At 56.5% G+C, this 18,506-nt stretch carries 13 protein-coding genes and 3 tRNA genes; 2 read left to right on the plus strand and 14 right to left on the minus strand.

The features are described from left to right. Window positions 1-170: 170 nt before the first annotated feature. The 14 genes from D7M11_RS19685 to D7M11_RS19765 form a co-directional block, all read right to left on the minus strand. Window positions 171-247 (minus strand) — tRNA-Asp (locus tag D7M11_RS19685). Between the two features lie 29 nt (window positions 248-276). After that, window positions 277-350 (minus strand) — tRNA-Met (locus D7M11_RS19690). Window positions 351-359: 9 nt separating this feature from the next. Next, a tRNA-Lys gene (locus D7M11_RS19695) sits at window positions 360-431 on the minus strand. A 523-nt stretch (window positions 432-954) separates the two neighbouring features. After that, entirely contained in the window at window positions 955-1,341 is a 387-nt protein-coding gene (gene mscL, locus D7M11_RS19700; protein WP_120748956.1) for a large conductance mechanosensitive channel protein MscL, read from the minus strand. Window positions 1,342-1,493: 152 nt separating this feature from the next. Next, complete coding sequence (locus tag D7M11_RS19705; RefSeq protein WP_120748957.1) at window positions 1,494-2,807, minus strand: ABC transporter substrate-binding protein; 1,314 nt, start codon at window positions 2,805-2,807, stop codon at window positions 1,494-1,496. 196 nt (window positions 2,808-3,003) lie between these two features. Next, the gene (locus D7M11_RS19710; protein ID WP_120748958.1) at window positions 3,004-3,948 is read right to left on the minus strand and encodes an AraC family transcriptional regulator; all 945 of its coding nucleotides are present in this window, start codon (window positions 3,946-3,948) and stop codon (window positions 3,004-3,006) included. A 260-nt stretch (window positions 3,949-4,208) separates the two neighbouring features. Beyond that, window positions 4,209-8,075: a heparinase II/III domain-containing protein gene (locus D7M11_RS19715; protein ID WP_158606728.1), complete on the minus strand. Its 3,867-nt coding sequence runs from the start codon at window positions 8,073-8,075 to the stop codon at window positions 4,209-4,211. A gap of 263 nt (window positions 8,076-8,338) precedes the next feature. Next, entirely contained in the window at window positions 8,339-9,163 is an 825-nt protein-coding gene (locus tag D7M11_RS19730; RefSeq protein WP_120748962.1) for a sugar phosphate isomerase/epimerase family protein, read from the minus strand. Window positions 9,164-9,490: 327 nt separating this feature from the next. After that, window positions 9,491-10,216, minus strand: coding sequence for a ThuA domain-containing protein (locus D7M11_RS19735; RefSeq protein WP_120748963.1), 726 nt, complete (start codon window positions 10,214-10,216; stop codon window positions 9,491-9,493). Between the two features lie 139 nt (window positions 10,217-10,355). Continuing rightward, a complete protein-coding gene (locus tag D7M11_RS19740) occupies window positions 10,356-10,841 on the minus strand; it encodes a DUF456 domain-containing protein (protein ID WP_120748964.1) in 486 nt (161 codons plus the stop codon). A gap of 26 nt (window positions 10,842-10,867) precedes the next feature. Continuing rightward, window positions 10,868-11,608, minus strand: coding sequence for a Cof-type HAD-IIB family hydrolase (locus D7M11_RS19745; protein WP_120748965.1), 741 nt, complete (start codon window positions 11,606-11,608; stop codon window positions 10,868-10,870). A gap of 49 nt (window positions 11,609-11,657) precedes the next feature. Then, a complete protein-coding gene (gene asnB, locus D7M11_RS19750; protein WP_120748966.1) occupies window positions 11,658-13,538 on the minus strand; it encodes an asparagine synthase (glutamine-hydrolyzing) in 1,881 nt (626 codons plus the stop codon). A 555-nt stretch (window positions 13,539-14,093) separates the two neighbouring features. After that, window positions 14,094-15,155 carry a Gfo/Idh/MocA family protein gene (locus D7M11_RS19760; protein WP_120748968.1) on the minus strand — a complete coding sequence of 354 codons (1,062 nt, stop codon included), beginning with the start codon at window positions 15,153-15,155 and terminating at the stop codon, window positions 14,094-14,096. A gap of 147 nt (window positions 15,156-15,302) precedes the next feature. Next, window positions 15,303-16,175, minus strand: a complete 873-nt coding sequence (locus D7M11_RS19765; protein ID WP_120748969.1) for a helix-turn-helix transcriptional regulator — start codon at window positions 16,173-16,175, stop codon at window positions 15,303-15,305. A 207-nt stretch (window positions 16,176-16,382) separates the two neighbouring features. On the opposite strand from D7M11_RS19765, the gene D7M11_RS19770 reads away from it, so the two are divergent. Together D7M11_RS19770 and D7M11_RS19775 are read left to right on the plus strand one after the other, a co-directional pair. Continuing rightward, window positions 16,383-17,111 carry a histidine phosphatase family protein gene (locus D7M11_RS19770; protein ID WP_240041222.1) on the plus strand — a complete coding sequence of 243 codons (729 nt, stop codon included), beginning with the start codon at window positions 16,383-16,385 and terminating at the stop codon, window positions 17,109-17,111. A 37-nt stretch (window positions 17,112-17,148) separates the two neighbouring features. Next, window positions 17,149-18,444, plus strand: a complete 1,296-nt coding sequence (locus D7M11_RS19775; RefSeq protein ID WP_120748971.1) for an ABC transporter substrate-binding protein — start codon at window positions 17,149-17,151, stop codon at window positions 18,442-18,444. Window positions 18,445-18,506: the final 62 nt, after the last annotated feature.

Here is an 18,506-nt window from a genome sequence, read left to right on the forward strand (position 1 = left end):
AGGAAGTTACCGTTTCTAATTTCGTTACATATCATCCCGTGATAGGGAGTTAATCAATGGCGGAGATGACGGGATACTCTTCACTTCGTTGCGAGACTGCGAAGCGGTTGCTAACGGAGTATCGCTACGACGAACCTAAAGGTTCTCATCCTGTGAAGGGAGTTAATCAATGGCGGAGCTGACGGGATTCGAACCCGCGGTCTCCTGCGTGACAGGCAGGCATGTTAGGCCTCTACACCACAGCTCCGCGATATGAAGTTGCCTTATGTAAAGCAATTGCGGGGGCAGGATTTGAACCTGCGGCCTTCGGGTTATGAGCCCGACGAGCTACCGGGCTGCTCCACCCCGCGTCGTTTGAATAGGCCCGGTGGGGGTCGAACCCACAACCTACCGGTTAAGAGCCGGTTGCTCTGCCATTGAGCTACGGACCTGCATATGTGATTTTTTTGAATCACCTTAGCAGCGAATAATAATATACCATACCCGTCCCAGACTTTCAACTCTTTTATTAATTTTTTTTAAAAAGAGCTGAATAGATAGCAGCAAATAGCTCCTGAACGCATCGTGTTTCACCGGCAGCTTGCTGTGGGTATTCCCATTCGGGCTCGGCGGATAAGTATCGCATAGGGTAACGGAACCATTTGTTCCGCTAAACGCTGCATCCCTTGCACGTCCCCCTTATAACGGAACAAGAAGTTCCGCTATATCCTCAAGAATTGCCGGATTCGGCTGCTTTTTCCGGCTTAACGGAACTTTCGCTTCCGTTATCGGGCCGTTTCTGGCCTTCCCCGCGCAATAACGGAAGTTCCGGTTCCGTTATCCCACAGCCAGGCCGATCTTCACACCCTCTCCCGCAGCGTAAAACGGCCAAAAGCAAAATAAAGCCCAACCGGAATCGGTGGGCCTCATTTCCTGCATCTTTCACCTTACACTCTCCCAAGCCGAGACGAACGCTTATCGCGAGCCTTGCTGCTGTTTCAGCAAATCCCGGATTTCGGCCAATAGCTGCTCTTCCTTCGAAGGAGCAGGCGGAGCGGGCGGTTTCTCCTGTTCCTTGCGCTGAAGCTTGTTCAGCAGCTTGATGAACATGAATATCGAGAAGGAGACGATGAAGAAGTCGATCACCGACTGCAAAAACACCCCGTATTTGATAACGGCGTCGCCGAACGTTATCGTCAGTCCGGAGAAGTTGAGACCGCCGAGCAGCAGTCCCAATATCGGCGTCAAAATATCGGCCACGAGCGAGCTGATGATTTTACCGAACGCCGCCCCGATAATGACCCCGATGGCGAGATCGAGCACGTTTCCTTTCATCGCGAATTTTTTAAATTCTTTCCACATCTGCAATTCCTCCTACATACAAAAATCGACTATACAAACAAAAGTATGCGAACCGGGTGGGCTTGTCAATAGAGCAATTCGGCCAAAACGCAAAATCCGCATCCGCGCCAGCAAAAAGTCCGCCTTTTCGGCGGACACGGAAGCCAAGCGGCTTATTTTAATTTTTCTTTTTCGATATAGGCGTCAATCTCTTCATTCGCTTCCCGCAGCGCCGTGTTGACATCCTTGTTGCCGGCAGCGTAATCCTTGTACTTGGTTTCCAGTATCCCTCTCGCCTGCGTAAATCTGGTTTGGACGACGTATGCCGCCGGCTTCGTTTTCAAGACGCCCTCGATATGCTTGTTTTTGAGCAGCGGGTTATCCGCTCCGAATGTTTTGTTAATCGCCTCATTTTGCATCGCGCTCATCATAATGCCCGACCGCGCAAGGAGCGTCTGCATCTCGTCGGATGTAGCCACCTGAATGACCTGCATCGCTTGCTCCGGATGTTTGCTGTTCGAGGCGATCTGAAGCACGAACGTCTGCACCATGCCTGACGTATGCGGCTTTTCCGGGAAGCTGGGGTATTCCGCGATATCCCAATCGAAGTCTACGTTCGCCATACTGTTCAGCACCTCGGGAGCGGCAAGCATGGCTACATTGCGGTCTTTGACGAAACGGTTGACCGTGCCGCCGTGACTTGTAATCTGGAACGCGTTGCCGGGGATATCGTTGATTCGTTTGGTCAGCTCGAACACCTTGCGCCAGCCGTCTGTGTTGACCGCGGCCTTGAGCGTTACCGGGTCGACGTACGGGATCGACAGCGAATTGCCGACCTTCTCGATTCCTTCCGGGTCTAGCCCTTTATACTGCACGCCTCCCTCCGTACGCGTCAGCTTTTTGCCGATCTCAATGGCCGCTTCCCAGGTCATGCCGTCCGGGGGATAAGCGACGCCGAATTTATCGAATATATTTTTGTTGTAAAAGGTGGCGTAATAGTTGTAGCCGAACGGAAGCGCGAACAGCCCTCCCTTGGCGATCGTATCGGATTGCAGCCGTACGCCGTCCAGGTTCGATTTCTCGAATCGGCCCAAATCTACTTTATTTTTCTGAATGTACGGGTTCATATCGGCCAGCAGCTTGAAATTGGCGAATTGATCGAGCAGGCTTCCCCAGCCGGTTATGATGTCGACTTCGTTGCCGCCAATCGCCAGGTTTTCAATCGGCATCGCCGTTCGTTCGACGACCTGAAGCGTAATATGCGGGTATTTTTGCTTCACCGGCTGGATGAACAATCGGTCGATTATGTCCGGCGTGAGCGCGCCGTAGTTGTAAATCTTCAGCGTAACCGGCTCCGTGCTGATCTTCGGCTCGGCGGAATCTGCGGTTTTGCCGTCTTTCGCGGGCGATGAGCCGCAGCCGCTGGCGATGATAGCCGCCGCTGCAAGCACCCAGACGATTTTACTTAACCCCATGTTCTTTTTCACGCGATAGCCCCCCAAATTGAAATCGCTTGCATTTCCTTTCTGCCATCAGTATAGAAAATAACGAGCCTCCATGTATTGAACCGATTCCGCCGTAAAATTGTGCATCAATCCCGAAAGCCGCAAACGTGCAAAATAACCCCGCAAAGTGGAGCTAGCAAAAAACCTCCGCCCACACACGTGGAACGGAGGTGTCGTCTTATTTCTGTTCGGCTATCTCGCCGGGGTCTTCGCCAATATGCTCCCGGATATACCGGGAGGGCGACATGCCGAATGCTTTGCGGAAGGCGCGGCTGAACGTATGGATCGAATCGTATTTCATGATCGCGGCGATTTCCGTGATGCTGTAGCTGCCTTCCTTCAGCAGTTCAACCGTTTTCTCCCATTTGCGCTTTGCATAAACGCTGCGAAGGTTGTCCCCGGTTTCCTGGGTGACGAGGTGGGACAAATAAGAAAGGCTGTAGCCCAAAGCATCGGATACTTCCTTCAAGTCGACGATCTTCAGCAGATGGTCATCAATATATTGAATCGCAGCGTAGACGGCCCGCTTCGTCCCGTGCTCCGCTCCTTCGCCGGGATATTTGGCTTGCCAGTCGGAGAAAAAGTTGCGGTACGTCAGAACGAGAATTTGTTCCAGATAAAGCTGAATCATTTTATGCGAAAAAGGAGTAACGCTGCTAAGCTCTTTGAGCACGTTTACGAAAGGAGCACGTAGATCGAGCCTGTCTTTGCAGATCGGCGACTGCTTGTCGTCGATCATTTGCTTGATCGGCAGCAGCCAGTTGCCCTCGCCATCGTTCGTATTGAAATGGTAGCCTACGTAAAAATAACGGAACGGATCGCCCGCATCCGTCCCTCCCCGATGCAGCTCGCCGGGCAAGCCGATATACAAATCGCCGGCCTGCACCTCGTACCGGACGCCGTTCGTTGCGAACCAGCCTTTGCCGGAGACGATATACGTAATTTCGTAGCATACCTGCTCGTGCTCGCCTAGCTCAAAGCCCGCGTCACAGGTCAAATCACCGAACTGGTGCAAGGAAATGGCCCCGTACTCCCTAAGCTCCGGAGATTTGGGCAAACAGTCGAATTGAAAACGCCTTTTTCCCGGAATGCTCGTAATCCTCGTCTCGCCCGATCGCGACATGGGGACCGCTCCTCTCCTTCCCGCTGTGCCCTGCTCCCTCCATCATATCACACCCGGAGCGGAATCGAGCGACAAAAAGGCCGCGGCCCGTGCCGTTCCTATAACTACGAGAAAACGACGCCAACGGACCTCAGAGCAGCTTTAAATGCTGCAAGAAAAGGAGCCCGCCTAAGCAGTTATGAAGGGCGAAAAAAAAGACTTGCCCTCCGCAGCGACAACTAAACCCTGCGGAATCGGCAAGCCTTTTCTATCTCCCTTGATTACTTTACCGTAATCGGCAATTGCCCCGTGCGCCGAATACCGTCTTTTTCCACCGTAGTCGAGATGATTGTCGTCCCGGTATTATGGGCTTTCAATCGGTCCTGATCGTTCACGTTGGCGATATTGCTATGCTCGCTGTGCCATATGAAGTTGTAGCCGGATAAGTCGGCTTCGCTTCCGTCGGCATACTTTCCTTTGACGACAAGGTTAACCGTCTCGTTTTTGGTCAGCTCCGTCTTCGGCGATACGATCGCAATATCGGATAAATACAAATTTTGGCGGGAAAGCGGAATGACGAACGCATTTCCCGGGGCGACGTCGTACACGAATCCCTGATTCAGATCGGTAGCGCTGGCATAGGAGCGAATGAGCGTAATGTCGCCGAGATCCAGTTCGAACACGCTGCCGCCTAGAGGCTGAATGCCGCGGATCGTGTATACGGCGTTGCGCTTGCCGTCGTTGCTCACATAAATGGAAGAGCCGACTAGCGTCTGCGGATTCACGCCCTGCATGTCGAGCTGCACCTTCAGCTTGTTCGACTGCGATAGCTCGCGCGTGAAATCGACGACCGTGCCTTGAAGCTTGCTTACTCCCGTGCTCGCGTGCGGGGTACCGATTTTGCCGATATAGGCGCCGTCGTTCACGTAAGTGAATACCGGCTGGCCGTCTTTTTCGGAATAAACGCCGAATGCGCCCTGAAAGCGGATCGTGCCATCGATGACGAATGCGGCATCCGGGTTCAGCGAGCTGACGATATAATCGACGCGGCCGTCGGCAAGCTGTACTTTGACAGCCCGGACCGTGCCGTACACGTCCGCCGCAACCGATCCGGGTTCAGCTGTGACGCTTGCTTCTTCAATGCCGCTTATGAAGCGCTGACCGACATACGGCTCGATAACCGACGTAAACGTGCTGTCGAGATTCGTTCCGCTGCGGTGAGCCACGACGTATTTGACGCTGGCCGGATTGCCCGGCTTGTTTTGCGGCGGCACGCCGTCGGCAAGCGCAACGTCGTTCGTATCGCCAAGCATCGTCAGGCGTAAGTGCACATCGTCCTGCTGCAGCGTGGCGTTCCACGTGTCGACGATATCGTAATCGACGCTGAACAACTCGGACGGATCGTTATCGCGCTCTACATTTTTGAGCCAGTGGTAGCCCGGCCCCTTGTAGCCGCTTCCCGACACGCTGTCGCCGGCCGGACGCTGGCCGAAAGGTACGCCGGCACCGGCATACGAGCCGCCCTGCTGCGTCGTCAGCTCGAGGCCTTCCACGGCAACCGGCCCTTCCGCCGCATGGAAGCTGAACCGGTGATCGCTTCCCCCACGGACGCGGAAAAAGTCGACCAGATACGAGTTGTCCCCATCCGCCTTGATCATCGCCGACGTACGCCTGTACAGTTCGGTTTGCGGATACGCCTTCGGCGCCTCCACGTCGATCAGTTTCACCATCGCACTATCGTCGTAATGCTTCGGCGTACCGTCCCACATCGGTGTTTGCTTCATGTTATCGACCACGACCGTATTGTGACTGATCGTATTTTGCACCCATTCAAACCGGTTCACATCGGTTGCATTCGCCTGCTCGGGATAGCCGAGATCCGGCATCAGGTCGAGCCCGAAGCCGTAATAACCGAGGTTTAGCGCATCGAGATGGCCGTGGCCGCTGCTGCGCCCGTAATACATCCACATTGCGCGCCTCGTGTCGACGCCCGCCTCTGCCTCACCGTCGCGCAAGCCTGCCAGGCCATAGCCGGTCAAGTTCATACTGTCCAGATCAAGCGGCCCGTACTGCTGGATGACCGCCTCGATATCCCGGGCGACCTTGTTCGGATCGGACGTGTAGACGTCGGAATGAATGCCGTCCGTCTTGTTGCCGTTCAGCATGTAGGCAAGCTGCGCGTACACGGGATCGCCAAACTGCTCGAAAGCTTCGATCGATTGGGCTTTGTCTACCAGAATGCCCGGCTGTCCCGTCGTCCCGCTGTCCCCGATCGACGGTGTATATTTGCCGATCATGATAAGCGGATACATCGCCTGGAACATTTTGCGGAACTTCACGTTTTCGTACAGATCCGCGTTCGGATATTTATCGTATCCGTCCAGCGCATCGGCCACCGTCAAATAATTGCCGATCCACAGCCGGTTGTAGCCGGGGCCGGCTTCGTTGCCGTGACCGTCCCGGTCGACGTCGTTCACCATGCTGAACAGCACGTTGCCGCCGGTGACGCGCCGGGGAATGGAGTTGATGAACGTACCGGGCTGAAACACGAAATCGAGCCATTGCTTCGTCTCGGGCAGCGTGTCATGGACGACCGCAGCCAGCGCGACGGCGCTCTGATGGAAGCCGTTATTGCCGCGGATCTGATCCCAATACATGCCGGGCGCCACCTGGCGCAGAATGCCGTCCTCGATATTGCGGCGCAGCTCGGTTCCGCTATGCTTCAGCGGCAAATCGTACTGCTGCCCTTTCCCCTGCAAAAACGCCACGACATCCGGAGCGTCAAACGCCGTGAAGAAGGCGTCGTAGGCGCCGATGAACGCCTTCACCAGCGATGTCTCCCAGATGGAGCCGACGACTTTGCCGTCGCCCGTGCCGCCGTGCGAGTTGACATAGATGCTGTTGCTGAACTCGGCCACGTCCATTGCCGGATACACGTCGGCGATCCGGTCCAGCAGGACGGCTCCCGCTTTGGCGTACTTTTCGTCGCCGGTGTATATGTAAGCGCTTTGCAAATTGCTGAGTGCCGAATTGATGATCGCGGTGCCTCCGTACCATGCAAACCAATGGGCGTAATAAGCGACGAAGGTGTAGCGTGTGTTCGTTGCCGGATCAACCCAGCCGTAACCGTCGTCTACGCCCCAGGTCGGCCCTTTCTCCGGGTACAGCGTATTGACGAGCAAGCTGCGGTCGGCGAGCTGCGGCACGAAGTTGCCGTGGGCGTCAAGTCCGCTCCGGTAATAAGCGCCGAAGTCGTTGGTCGGGAATTTGTAGCCGCTGGCCGGATCGACGATTTTCCACGGATCGTTTTGCGGGTCCGCCTTCCACGGATAGTTGCCGTACGCCTTCAAATCGCCGGAGACCGGGCTGAAATTACCCGTCAGCTGGTTCGTATTGTAGCTGCGCGGAATCGCCTGTGTCGGCACGAGGTTCCACAACCCTTCGTAGCCGAGCGCGGCGTAGTTGTCCGCCTTCGCTATCACGCCGTTTTTCAGCGCTGCGGCCCAATCGTACAGCTGCACGTTTTGCCGGGCGGCGGCCAGCTTCGCGTCGGTGAAATAAGTCCGGCGCGTCTTGCTGCTCGCGACAGCGCCCAGATCGGTAAGCACGAGCCGTGCCGGGTACATCGCCGTGCCCGTTCCGTTGCCGATGCCGTTCCCTTTGCCGGTCACGGTCAGCGTCAGCGTATGCTTGCCTGCGGCCAGCGGCAACTGGGCGACGTACAAATCCGGCCGCGGATATTGTCCGGTCACACTGTAAAAGCCGTAGCCGGCGTAACGGACACCGTCTATACTCACGTCGGCGATACCGCCGTCCGTAGCCGTCATGCCGCCCAGCTTGACCATGTACGTTCCAGCTTGTCCGACGTCGAATTCGAACGTTCTCGAAGCGGCTGCAAGCGTGGACGCCACCTTCACTCCGTACGTGGCAGTCGTCACCTTCGGCACCGCGTTCGGGTCGCCGACAAGCATAACGGCGGGCAAACCCGGGGAAGCGTTTCCAAATCGGTACACGGTCGTGCCCGGCATCACAAAAGGATCGGAAGGCTCGGCAGCCAAGGCGGGCTGCGGCGAAACAAGAGGCAGACAAGCAAGCAGCATGAGCAGGCAAAGCGCAAGGCTTAAGGGTCGAAAGCTCGATAAACTCATTACGGTCCCTCCCGATTTCACGATATTGAACGATCATGAGGCCGATTCTGAGGTGATTTGGTCCGGTTCACCCGCCTTCGTTTCGAATTTTTTATAAATACATGTATCATATCTGTATTTATACATGTCCATTATAGATTTGCAAGACCTAGTTTGAATAGGGAAAAAAGTCCTTTTTTGTATGTGCTTCGCGATCGCGGCAAAAAAGCGGACCCGATAGGCCCGCTTCCGCTTGTGCTTGTTTATGCCCACGCCGCTCCCTACTAGCGCGCGCTTGTTGCTCCCAGCTCCCGCATGTACCGGACAAACCGGGGGAACGCTTCCTCCGGCTCCTCGATGGCAGGGTGCCAATGTTTCTCCCACTCGAACGTATACCAGCCGTCGTAGCGGTTTGCCTGGAGCACCGCATACATGTCGCGAAGCGGCACGTCGCCTTCGCCCATAAAGCGGTAAGTGAACGTCCCTTGCGCGCCATCGTTCGGAAGCGAATCTTTCCAGTGCGTATACTCGATCCGCGGCCCCAGCACGTCCCACGTCCGTTCCGGCCGCTCGCCGAACATCCGGTACGGGTGATGCACGTCCCACAACACGCCCACCGTCTCCGGCGAAGTGCCTTCGAGCAGCAGCAGCGTGTCCTCGCATCGGGTCCAGTCGTCGTGCGTTTCGATAATCAGCTTCACGCCCGTTCCCCGCAGCACCGCGTCCGCGCGGGATAGCAGCGAGGCTGCGACAGCGATCCCCTCTGCCCGTTCCTTCCCGCCAAGCTTGCCTCCGAACGCGCGAATGTACCGTGTTCCGAACCGTTCGCACAACTCGGCGTACCGCTTCAGCTCCTCGAGATTTTGCTCCTCACGCTCTTTGGATACGAGCGTGATCGAGCTGGAGAAGCAGGTCACTTCAAGACCGGCGTCCGCGATCCGGTCGCGCGTCTGTGCGTAGCTGGTCGCGAATGGCTCCAGCTCGTACACATTCATATGACCGAGCAGTCCCCGGAAATCGATGCCGTCAAACCCATATTCGGCCGCTCTGGAGACGATCGTCTCCAGCTCCCACTTCGGACATCCCAGCGTCGTAAACGAAAGCTTCATCTGCTTCATCCTCTCGTTTGTATCTTGCTTGCTAAAAATAAGAGCCCCTGGAGCCCCTTAAACTCCTAACATTCGGCATCTCATACCGATAGCAGCCTTTTGCGGCTCTTGTTTCGAGCGTAAATGGTGTTAGGAGCCCACCACGCCAGGTATAAGAGCCTCGAAAGCCCTCTATTTTGTCCAAAAATACAATTTCCTTGAAAATAAGAGGTCCAAAGGACCGCTATCTCTTTAGCCATGGACTACATTGGGCCGTATACGCAGCCCTCTCCCTAAGCTAACGAAAAGCCTGCCCGAATCGATCGATCGGAGCAGGCGTGTCCAGCTTTAAGCGTTACCTTTGATCGGTTCCAGCGGCTTTGCATTGCCATACGTCTGACGAATGCCGTGTCTCGGCGCAGCCCAACGGACCGCGTTCCCGATAACGCGCAGCACGTTTTCGTTGTAATAAGTCGGGTACGTCTCGTGACCCGGGCGGAAATAGAACACTTTTCCGTTGCCGCGATGGTAGGTGCAGCCGCTGCGGAACACTTCTCCGCCTTCGAACCAGCTGATGAACACGAGTTCGTCCGGAGCCGGGATATCGAAATGTTCCCCGTACATTTCTTCATGCTCGATCTCAAAATATTGCCCGAGCCCTTCCGCGATCGGATGCGCCGGATCGACGACCCAGAGGCGCTCCTTGTCGCCTTGCTCGCGCCATTTCAGGTCGCAGGACGTGCCCATCAGCTTCTTGAAAATTTTCGAGAAATGGCCGGAGTGCAGGACGATCAGCCCCATTCCTTTCAGAACGCGGTCGTGCACGCGGTTTACGATTTCGTCGGATACGTCCTTATGGGCGCGGTGTCCCCACCACAGCAAGACGTCGGTATTGTTCAGCACTTCTTCGGTCAGCCCGTGCTCCGGCTCCTCCAGCGTTGCCGTGCGGATTTCAAAATCCTCCGCCGCGATGCCGTCGGCGATTGCGCCGTGAATGCCTTTCGGATAAATCCCGGCAATTTTCTCGTTCAGCTTCTCGTGTACGCCCTCGTTCCATACCGTTACTCGAATCACAGTATCTTCAGCTCCTAATCGATAAGGTGGCCTTCCCGTCGAGTCTGCTCCTGATGTCGGTTTATATGCTGAATCATTGCGGATTGGAGGCAATCTTCCTGCACGCAGGTCGATCGTCTCCGAATTTATGTACACCGCGTTAATTCGCGGCGATCCATACGATAAATAGCACAATCATGATCGTCTGCAGCAGCAGCTTGACTACAGTGCTGGACAAGAAGCCTACGAGCGCCCCGAGACCGGAGCGGGTCGCCTGACGCATATCCGCCCCAACGAGCAATTCGCCGATCCACGCTCCAAGGAACGGGCCGGCCAGCAGCCCGACGCCCGGAATGACGAACGGGCCGATCAGGATGCCGATCGTGCTACCGATAACCGAGGCGCGGGAGCCGCCGAACTTTTTGACGCCCCAGGCGTTCACGATATAGTCGGCGATCAGAATAGCGGCGACGATGGACGTTTGCAGCAGCCAAAACCAGACGCCGAATTCGCCGAAGCCGAAAAACAGCCCGTATACGAACAAAGCGCCGTATACCGCCAGAACGCCCGGCAATATAGGGAAAATAGCGCCTGCCATGCCTACCGCAAACAGCAGGACAATGAGCACCCATCCGAGGATTTCCACCCTATCTCCTCCTTAGGCCGGCCCCGTCAATCGACCAGCACATGTTCGCGGATAATGCGTGCGACGGCATGCTCGTTGTTCGTGACGGTGACCAGATTGGCGGCTTCTTTAAGCGCCTCCTGGGCGTTGCCCATCGCCACGCCGAGACCGGCCTCGCGAATCATCGACATGTCGTTCAGACTGTCGCCCATCGCCACCACTTCGTTCATCGTAATGCCAAGCCGCCGGCATACTTCGCCGATGCCGCTCGCCTTGCTGATCCCTTTCGGGTTAACTTCCAGATTGTGCGGGTGGGAGTTCGTAATCTCGTAGACGTCCTGCTCCCTGAGCCAGTCCGTAATGTGGGCGCGGCTAGCGTCGTTGTCGGTGAAAAAGCCGAATTTCAACCACTCCAAGCTGCCTAGATCGTCGGTCCACTGCTCCCGGTTGAACAACCCTTCGACGGCATACGCCCAAAACCAGGCATCGTGGCGAACCGCCATCTCGTGCATCGAACGGATCGCTTCGACATCCAGCGTATGACGCGAGATCAGCTCCCTTGGCGCCTTGTACACTTCCCCGCCGTTGACCGCTACGATCGGCGTCGTCAAATTCAGCTTGTCCGTATACGGATAAACGTTCTGAACTCCCCGTCCGGTCGACAGCATGACGGTAATGCCCGCGTCCAGCGCCTTGAACATCCAGGAGCGGTTCTCTTCCGAAACTTCATGCTCGCTGTTCAGCAGCGTCCCGTCCATATCGAGGGCTATTAGTTTGTAGCGTCCCATTCGTTCTCCCTCTCCTTGTTGTCTGTGTAGAAGATCCGAGCGCGGTGCATTAGCCGCCTACGGCACGGCTGTGACTCAAGCCCTTCTGCTCCCGCAAGTACGTATCGTGCCATAATGCGAAAATATATACCGCCCACAGAAGCCGCGAATAATCGCCTTGACCGCTGCGGTGCAGCTTCAGCATCCGTTCCACCTCGGAAATTTGCAGCACATGGTCGATACCGGAGCCGCGAATCTGCTCGAGCAGCTCAGCTCCGCGGGCTCCCTTCAGCCAATCGCGCAGCGGCACCGGGAAGCCGAGCTTCGGCCGGTTCAGAATAAAGTCCGGAATGATGCCCTCCATCGCCTTCCGGAATATATATTTCGTCGTCCCGCCGCCAAGCCGGTATTCCATCGGAACGGTGCGGGCGAATTCGAACAGCTCCTTGTCGAGAAACGGCACGCGCAGCTCGAGCGAATGCGCCATCGTCATTTTGTCCGCTTTCATCAAAATATCGCCCGGCATCCATAGGTTCATATCGATATACTGCATCCGCGACACCGGATCGAGATGCTTCGTCTTGTCGTAATATTGGCCGGCGACCTTCCACGGATTCGGATAAGCGCCGAGCAGCCCCGGATCGCAGCGGACAAGCGCCTTCTTGGCCGCCTCGTCGAACAGCTTGGCGTTGCCGAGAAACCGCTCTTCGAGCGGCGTCGTCGCACGCAGCAAATATCCCCGGCCGGTCATGCCCCCGGGCAGCAGACGAGCAACCTGATGCAGCAACCGCTTCAGCGGCAGCGGCAGCCAGGCCAGCGGCTTCAAAGCCAGAGGCTCTCGGTAAATGCGATAGCCGCCGAACAGCTCGTCTGCTCCTTCGCCGGACAACACGACCGTAACATGCTCGCGGGCAAGCTGCGCCACATGATACAAGGCGATGGCCGAAGGGTCGGCAACCGGCTCGTCCTGATGCCATACCGCCTTCGGCACGGAATCGAAATAGTCGCGCTCCCCGATTACCTTCGCGTGATGGCTCGTCCCGAGCGCGGCCGCCGTTTCTTTGGCGATAATCGTCTCGTTGTTCGCCCCTTCGAAGCCGACGGAGAACGTGCGGATCGGCTCGATAGCGCGCATATGGGCGGCGATCGCCGTCGAATCGATGCCGCTGGACAGGAAGCAGCCGCGCTCCACGTCGCTGTGCATATGGTGAATGACCGAATCCTTCAACCGCTCCCGCAGCTCCTCGACCATATCGCCGAACGGCCGCTGCACCGGTGCGAACATCGGGTCCCAGTACCGGCTAATCTTGATCTTCCCATCCATCGTAACCGTAATCGTATGGGCCGGAGGCAGCTTGCTGATGCCCTCGAACATCGTATTCGGCTCCGGCACGTACTGGAACGTCAAATATTGCAGCAGGCTTTCCTCGGCGAGACGGCGGTCCGCCCCGGCTTCCAGCAAGCTTTTGATTTCCGAGCCGAACAAAAACCGTTTGCCGTCACAGGCGTAGTAAAACGGCTTGATGCCGAAATGGTCGCGCGCCCCGAACAGCTTTCTGCGGCCGCGGTCAAAAATGACGAAGCCGAACATGCCGCGCAAATGCCGCACGCAATCTTCGCCATATTCCTCATACAGATGGACGATGACTTCGGTATCCGTCTGCGTCCGGAAAGTGTGCCCCTTCGCAAGCAACTGCTCGCGAAGCGACTGGTAATTGTATATTTCGCCGTTGAAAACGATCCAGACGGTATCGTCCTCGTTGCTGAGCGGCTGGTGTCCTTCCTTCAGGTCGATAATCGACAAGCGCCGGAATCCAAGCCCGATACCGGGATCCGTCCATACGCCCGCATCGTCCGGACCGCGGTGTCGGATTACGTCCATCATCGCGTACAGCGAAGCTTCGGGCACGTCGCGATTGTCGAAGTACATCATGCCGGTTATGCCGCACATAGGGATAGTCCTTTCTTTTCTAGCAATTGCCCGGTCGGCGCCAACGCTCGGTTCGCACCTTCCATAGCAGCCTTGTTTTTAAGAAAAACGTCTATCGACGTATTTCAGGGACGGGCGACCGCGACTGAACCCCACAAAGTGAAGAAAAGCTACGAAGCACATTCCGTTTACTTTGCGGGGACCCCAAATCCAGCGGTAGTTTTTCTTGTTTCAGAAAACGCCTCTAGTAACCCAGTATACCACACATTGCGGCCTGGATTAACATGAGGGTGGAAAAGAAACGCCCGCGCCTGTGGTTTTGTCGACCGCAGCGAATGACGGAGTCGGATGTCTACCAACTGCCGCTTCCCCTGCCCACCTGCGAGCAGCGCCCTCATTAACGGAACTTTCGCTTCCGCTTCCTCTATCACCCCGGACAACGGCACCCTGCCAGCTATAGCGGAACTTTCGCTTCCGCCCACCGCCGCCAAGCTGAGGCGTTAACAAAAAGCCGCCTGCCCTCCAGGGAGCAAGCGGCGTATCGCCAACGCAGCGCAGCTATTCGCTCTGCTGCCGTCAGTCCAGACGGACTTCCCGGCCGCTCACGGCAGATTCGTAAATTGCGCTCAAAATTTTGATCATATCGACGCCCTGCTCCGGTGTAAACGTAGGCTCCGTCCGGCCCTGCACAACGTCGACAAAGTGGTTGATGTTCACCTTGTGGCCGCCCGGATCTTTCGGCAGCTGCGGCGTAATGTTGCACAGCGTTCCTTCGATCTCGGTGAACAGCTTCAGATCGTCGTTGAACAGACTAAAGCCGGCTTTCGTGCCGCGCAGCTCGACGAACCGCCCTTCCGTCTCGACATTCGAAGCCCAGCTGAACTCAAGCTGCAGCGACGCCCCGTTTTCGAAGCGGATAAAACCCGTCGCCAAATCCTCGACGTCAAACGTCCCGTTCTCCTGCTTGCTGCCAAACGAGCTGTGAACCGAATCGGACAGCTCGGTGCCGGCGAACTTCGTATATACGGAGCCGCTTACGGCTACGGGCTTCGGATTGCCCATAATCCAGACGGCCAGATCGATCATATGCACGCCGAGGTCGATCAGCGGGCCGCCTCCAGACAGCTCCTTCGTCGTGAACCAGCCGCCCTTGCCAGGAATGCCGCGCCGGCGCAGCCAGCCGCAGCGGCCGGTGTACACTTCGCCCATGTGGCCCTTCTCGACGTAGGTGCGCAAAAATTGCGATACCGGACGGTACCGGTTGTTGCGCATGACCATAAGCACTTTGCCGGAGGCTTTGGCGGCTTCGGCCATTTTGACCGCTTCCGCAGGATTGATCGCATCCGGCTTTTCGCAAAAGACGTGCTTGCCGGCTTGCAGCGCGGCGATGGCAACCTCGGAATGGTACAGGTTCGGCGTACAAACGTTGATGATGTCGATATCGTCCCGGGCGATGACGTCCCGGTAATCCTCGTACACGTCCTTGATGCCGTGTTCATCGGCGATTTTTTGCGCTCCCGCTTTGTAAGCGTCGCACACCGCCACCAGTTCGGCTTCGGGATTGGCCAGCCATGCCGGCAAATGAATGCTTCGGAAAATGTTGCCCGTCCCTACGGCGGCTACTCTCAGCTTTGTCACTTGCGTGTCCCTCCTGCTCCTGAATGACAACCGTCTTCATTATGAGCGCAATAGCCACCGCTTACAAGCGGATCGCCGCAAGCTTCATCATACCTTCACACGGCAAGTTACCGGCAGGCGATAGCCGCGACTCGCCATAGTCAGCGGTCAGGATGGAGTGCCGGTATGCATGCGGCGGTACTGGTTCGGAGACAGATGAACCGTCTCCTTGAACACGCGGCCGAAATAAGCGATACTGTCGAAGCCGACCCGCTCGGCGATGCGCAGCACCTTCCAATCGGTTTCCCGAAGCAGCAGCTTCGCTTCCTTGATGCGCACATAATTGACGTAATCGACAAAGGAGAAGCCGGATATGTCTTTGAAAACGCGGCTCAAATAGTAGGGGCTGATATAAAACGTTTCCGAGAGGTGCGCCAGCGTCAACGGCTTGGCGTAATGGGATTCGATATAATGGGTGATTTCCGCCACCTTCAGGTGCAGCGGCGAATCGATGGGCTGCGCCTCCTGAGCGTATTTGCCAGTGCATCTCGCAATATGCACGAGCAGCTCGACGGCCAGCGCCTTCAGGCACATTTCGTACCCGTCCGAGCCCGCTCTCAGCTCCGAAATCGCGCGGAATAAAAGCGCTTCCGCATAGTCACGGTCCTCTCCCTTGAGGCGCAGCGTCGGATTGGCGCTGTGAAACGGCTTCAGCAGATCCAGCTTCGAATTGCCCGCCCTCGAGCGCTCCAGAAACGTGTCGGTAAAATTCATCACGATACGCTGATGCTGGAGTGCGCCGGCAAACTGCGTACGATGCAGCACAAATTTGGGGATAAACACAAAATCGCCCTGTTCAACCGGGTACACGCGGTCTTTAATAAAATATGAACGCTGCCCCCTTAACAAAAAGTACACCTCGTATTGATCGTGTACGTGGCCCCTTATGTTATAAGGGCCGTTCTTGTGCGAATAAGACCATACAAATTCATCGTCGCTGTACGTATAGTGGTCGACTATATTCGTGCTCGATAAAGACACCGCTTCCCACCTCGCTTGTGCCTGTTCCTAATCAAATTATAGCAAACGCGGCGGCCGAAAACTAAGCAAAATACGTTAAGAAAACATAAAGATTCGCAATATTTTGTACAGATTCACCCTTTTCAAATGCGCTACGATAGCAGCAATCAGGCGCTCCAAGGAGTGTGCACATTCAAGCGATAAAGGGGACGATAGCCTGTGATTCGTATGTATATCATTCGTCATGCCCAGCCTGCCAGCCAGGAGCCCGGCTACGACGGGGGCCCGAACCCTCCGCTCGGGCAGCGGGGACTCGTCCAGGCGGAGCGCGTCGGCGCCCAAATGAAGAAGTGGGGCGTCGACAGACTGTATTCGAGCTCGATGCAGCGGACGCTGGAAACGGCGCGGCCCATTTACGAGCAGACGGGCGTTCCGTGGCATGTATGGCCTGCCATAAGCGAAACCGACCGGCGCGGCTGGCCGCGTATCCGGGAACGCTTGGCCGCAGGCGAAACGATTGGGTGGTCCGCCGAGGACCGGCTCCGCCATGAGCACCCGAACCATGTCCCGCTCGGCGCTTTGCGCGAACGTTTCGGCGTTTTTACTGCCGATCAGCCTTTCGATTGGCCGGACCAGTGGTGGCAGCCGCTAACGAACGAAACCCGTGAGCAAGCATACCAGCGGGCTGAAGATTCCATTCGCCATCTGCTGCAGCGGCACGAGCATGAGGACGTCCGAATAGCGATTGTCTGCCACGGCGCGTTAGGCTCCATCCTGCTGACACTGCTCGCAGGCAGTCCGCCATGCGACCACAATCTGTTCAGCCAGGCCCATGCCGCGATATCCGCCGTAGACATCCGGGACGGCCATACGCAGATCAAGTTCGTCAATTATGTCGGCCATCTGCCGGAGGATGAAATAACCGAGGGCGTCGAATTCGGCCTTGGCGGCTTCTAGTCCGAACCATGACCAACAATCCGGGGGGACAATCGCTATGAATATGAAAAAAATGCGCTCCGCAGCAATCTGTATGCTCGCTCTCGCCGCCGCTCTGGCCGGCTGTCAGCAAGCCGAGCCAGCCGGGCAGGCCGTCAAGACGCCGGGTCCGGCGCCGAAGGAAGCCGAGCCGATCAGTACCGATCCGGTCAAGCTGACCGTATTCAAAGGCCAGGCGATCAGCGACGACGAATGGGACCAACTGCTGGTCCAGCCGCTCAAGAAAAAATATCCGTACATTACGCTGGAGCCGCTGAGCGGCAACTTGGCGGACATTATCGCCTCGGGCGTCGTGCCTGATCTGCTGACCCAATTTAACGGCTACGTGACCGACTTTATCCCGTTTAATCTGCTCATGGACTTAACCCCTCTCCTTACCAAGCATAAAATCGATCTGAAACAGTTCGATCCCGTTTATCTGGATGCGCTCCGCGTCATTTCGGATAAAGGCGAATTGTACGGCTTGCCGTATTCGACGCAGTTCAATGCGCTCTACTATAACAAAGATTTGTTCGACCGGTTCGGCGTCGGTTATCCGAAGGACGGCATGACCTGGGACGATGCGGCCCAGCTCGCCGAGAAGCTGACGCGCAAGGACGGGGCGGTGCAATATGTCGGACTCAGCTACGAGCACATTTCCCGCTTGTCATCCGCCCTGTCTCCGGATATTGTAGATATGAGGAAAGAAAAAGCTACCGTCAATAACGACTTGTGGAAAAAAGTGTTCGAGCTCGGCCACCGCATCAACTCCATTCCCGGCAACGTATCGACCGGCAACGACGAATTTATCAAAAACAAGCGGGTCGCCATGTACGGTACGGTCAATCTGCTGACCAAGCTGACCGATGCCGCCAAGAACGGTTTGAACGTCGGCGTCGCCCAATACCCGAGCTTCAAGGAACAGCCGAACGTGTACGGCTACGTGGACGCGCACTACATGCTCATTTCCCGGCAGAGCAAGTACAAGGATCAGGCGATGCAGGTTATCGAGGTGTTCACGTCCGAAGAGGTGCAGAAGCTGTCCGCGCGCAAATTCGCCCGGCTGTCGCCGCTGCAAAATCCGGAGCTGAAAAAGCAGCTCGCAGCCGACATCCCGATGCTCGGATCGCTTGACCTGAGCCCAATTTTCAAAAGCAAGCCGTCCCCGGCTCCGGCCTTCTCGAAATATTACCGGGACGCGCGCAAAATTTTAATGGCCCAATATGACTTGTACAACGAAGGACAAAAGGACGTCAATACGGCGCTGCGCGAGGCGGATGAGGAGATCAACAAGTTGATCCAAGGCTCGAAGTGACGGAAGCGGGAAAGCCCTTTCCCTTCGAACCGCCGCCGGGGCACCGCCGCCAACTTTGGAGG

Source organism: Paenibacillus ginsengarvi, assembly GCF_003626695.1.
Lineage (GTDB): Bacteria > Bacillota > Bacilli > Paenibacillales > NBRC-103111 > Paenibacillus_AB > Paenibacillus_AB ginsengarvi.

Excerpts from the sequence above, each read along its gene's own strand:
- mscL (WP_120748956.1), bottom strand. The coding sequence starts at position 1,341 with ATGTGGAAAGAATTTAAAAAATTCGCGATGAAAGGAAACGTGCTCGAT.
- D7M11_RS19710 (WP_120748958.1), bottom strand. The coding sequence starts at position 3,948 with ATGTCGCGATCGGGCGAGACGAGGATTACGAGCATTCCGGGAAAAAGG.
- D7M11_RS19715 (WP_158606728.1), bottom strand. The coding sequence starts at position 8,075 with ATGAGTTTATCGAGCTTTCGACCCTTAAGCCTTGCGCTTTGCCTGCTC.
- D7M11_RS19730 (WP_120748962.1), bottom strand. The coding sequence starts at position 9,163 with ATGAAGCTTTCGTTTACGACGCTGGGATGTCCGAAGTGGGAGCTGGAG.
- D7M11_RS19745 (WP_120748965.1), bottom strand. The coding sequence starts at position 11,608 with ATGGGACGCTACAAACTAATAGCCCTCGATATGGACGGGACGCTGCTG.
- asnB (WP_120748966.1), bottom strand. The coding sequence starts at position 13,538 with ATGTGCGGCATAACCGGCATGATGTACTTCGACAATCGCGACGTGCCC.
- D7M11_RS19770 (WP_240041222.1), top strand. The coding sequence starts at position 16,383 with ATGTATATCATTCGTCATGCCCAGCCTGCCAGCCAGGAGCCCGGCTAC.
- D7M11_RS19775 (WP_120748971.1), top strand. The coding sequence starts at position 17,149 with ATGAATATGAAAAAAATGCGCTCCGCAGCAATCTGTATGCTCGCTCTC.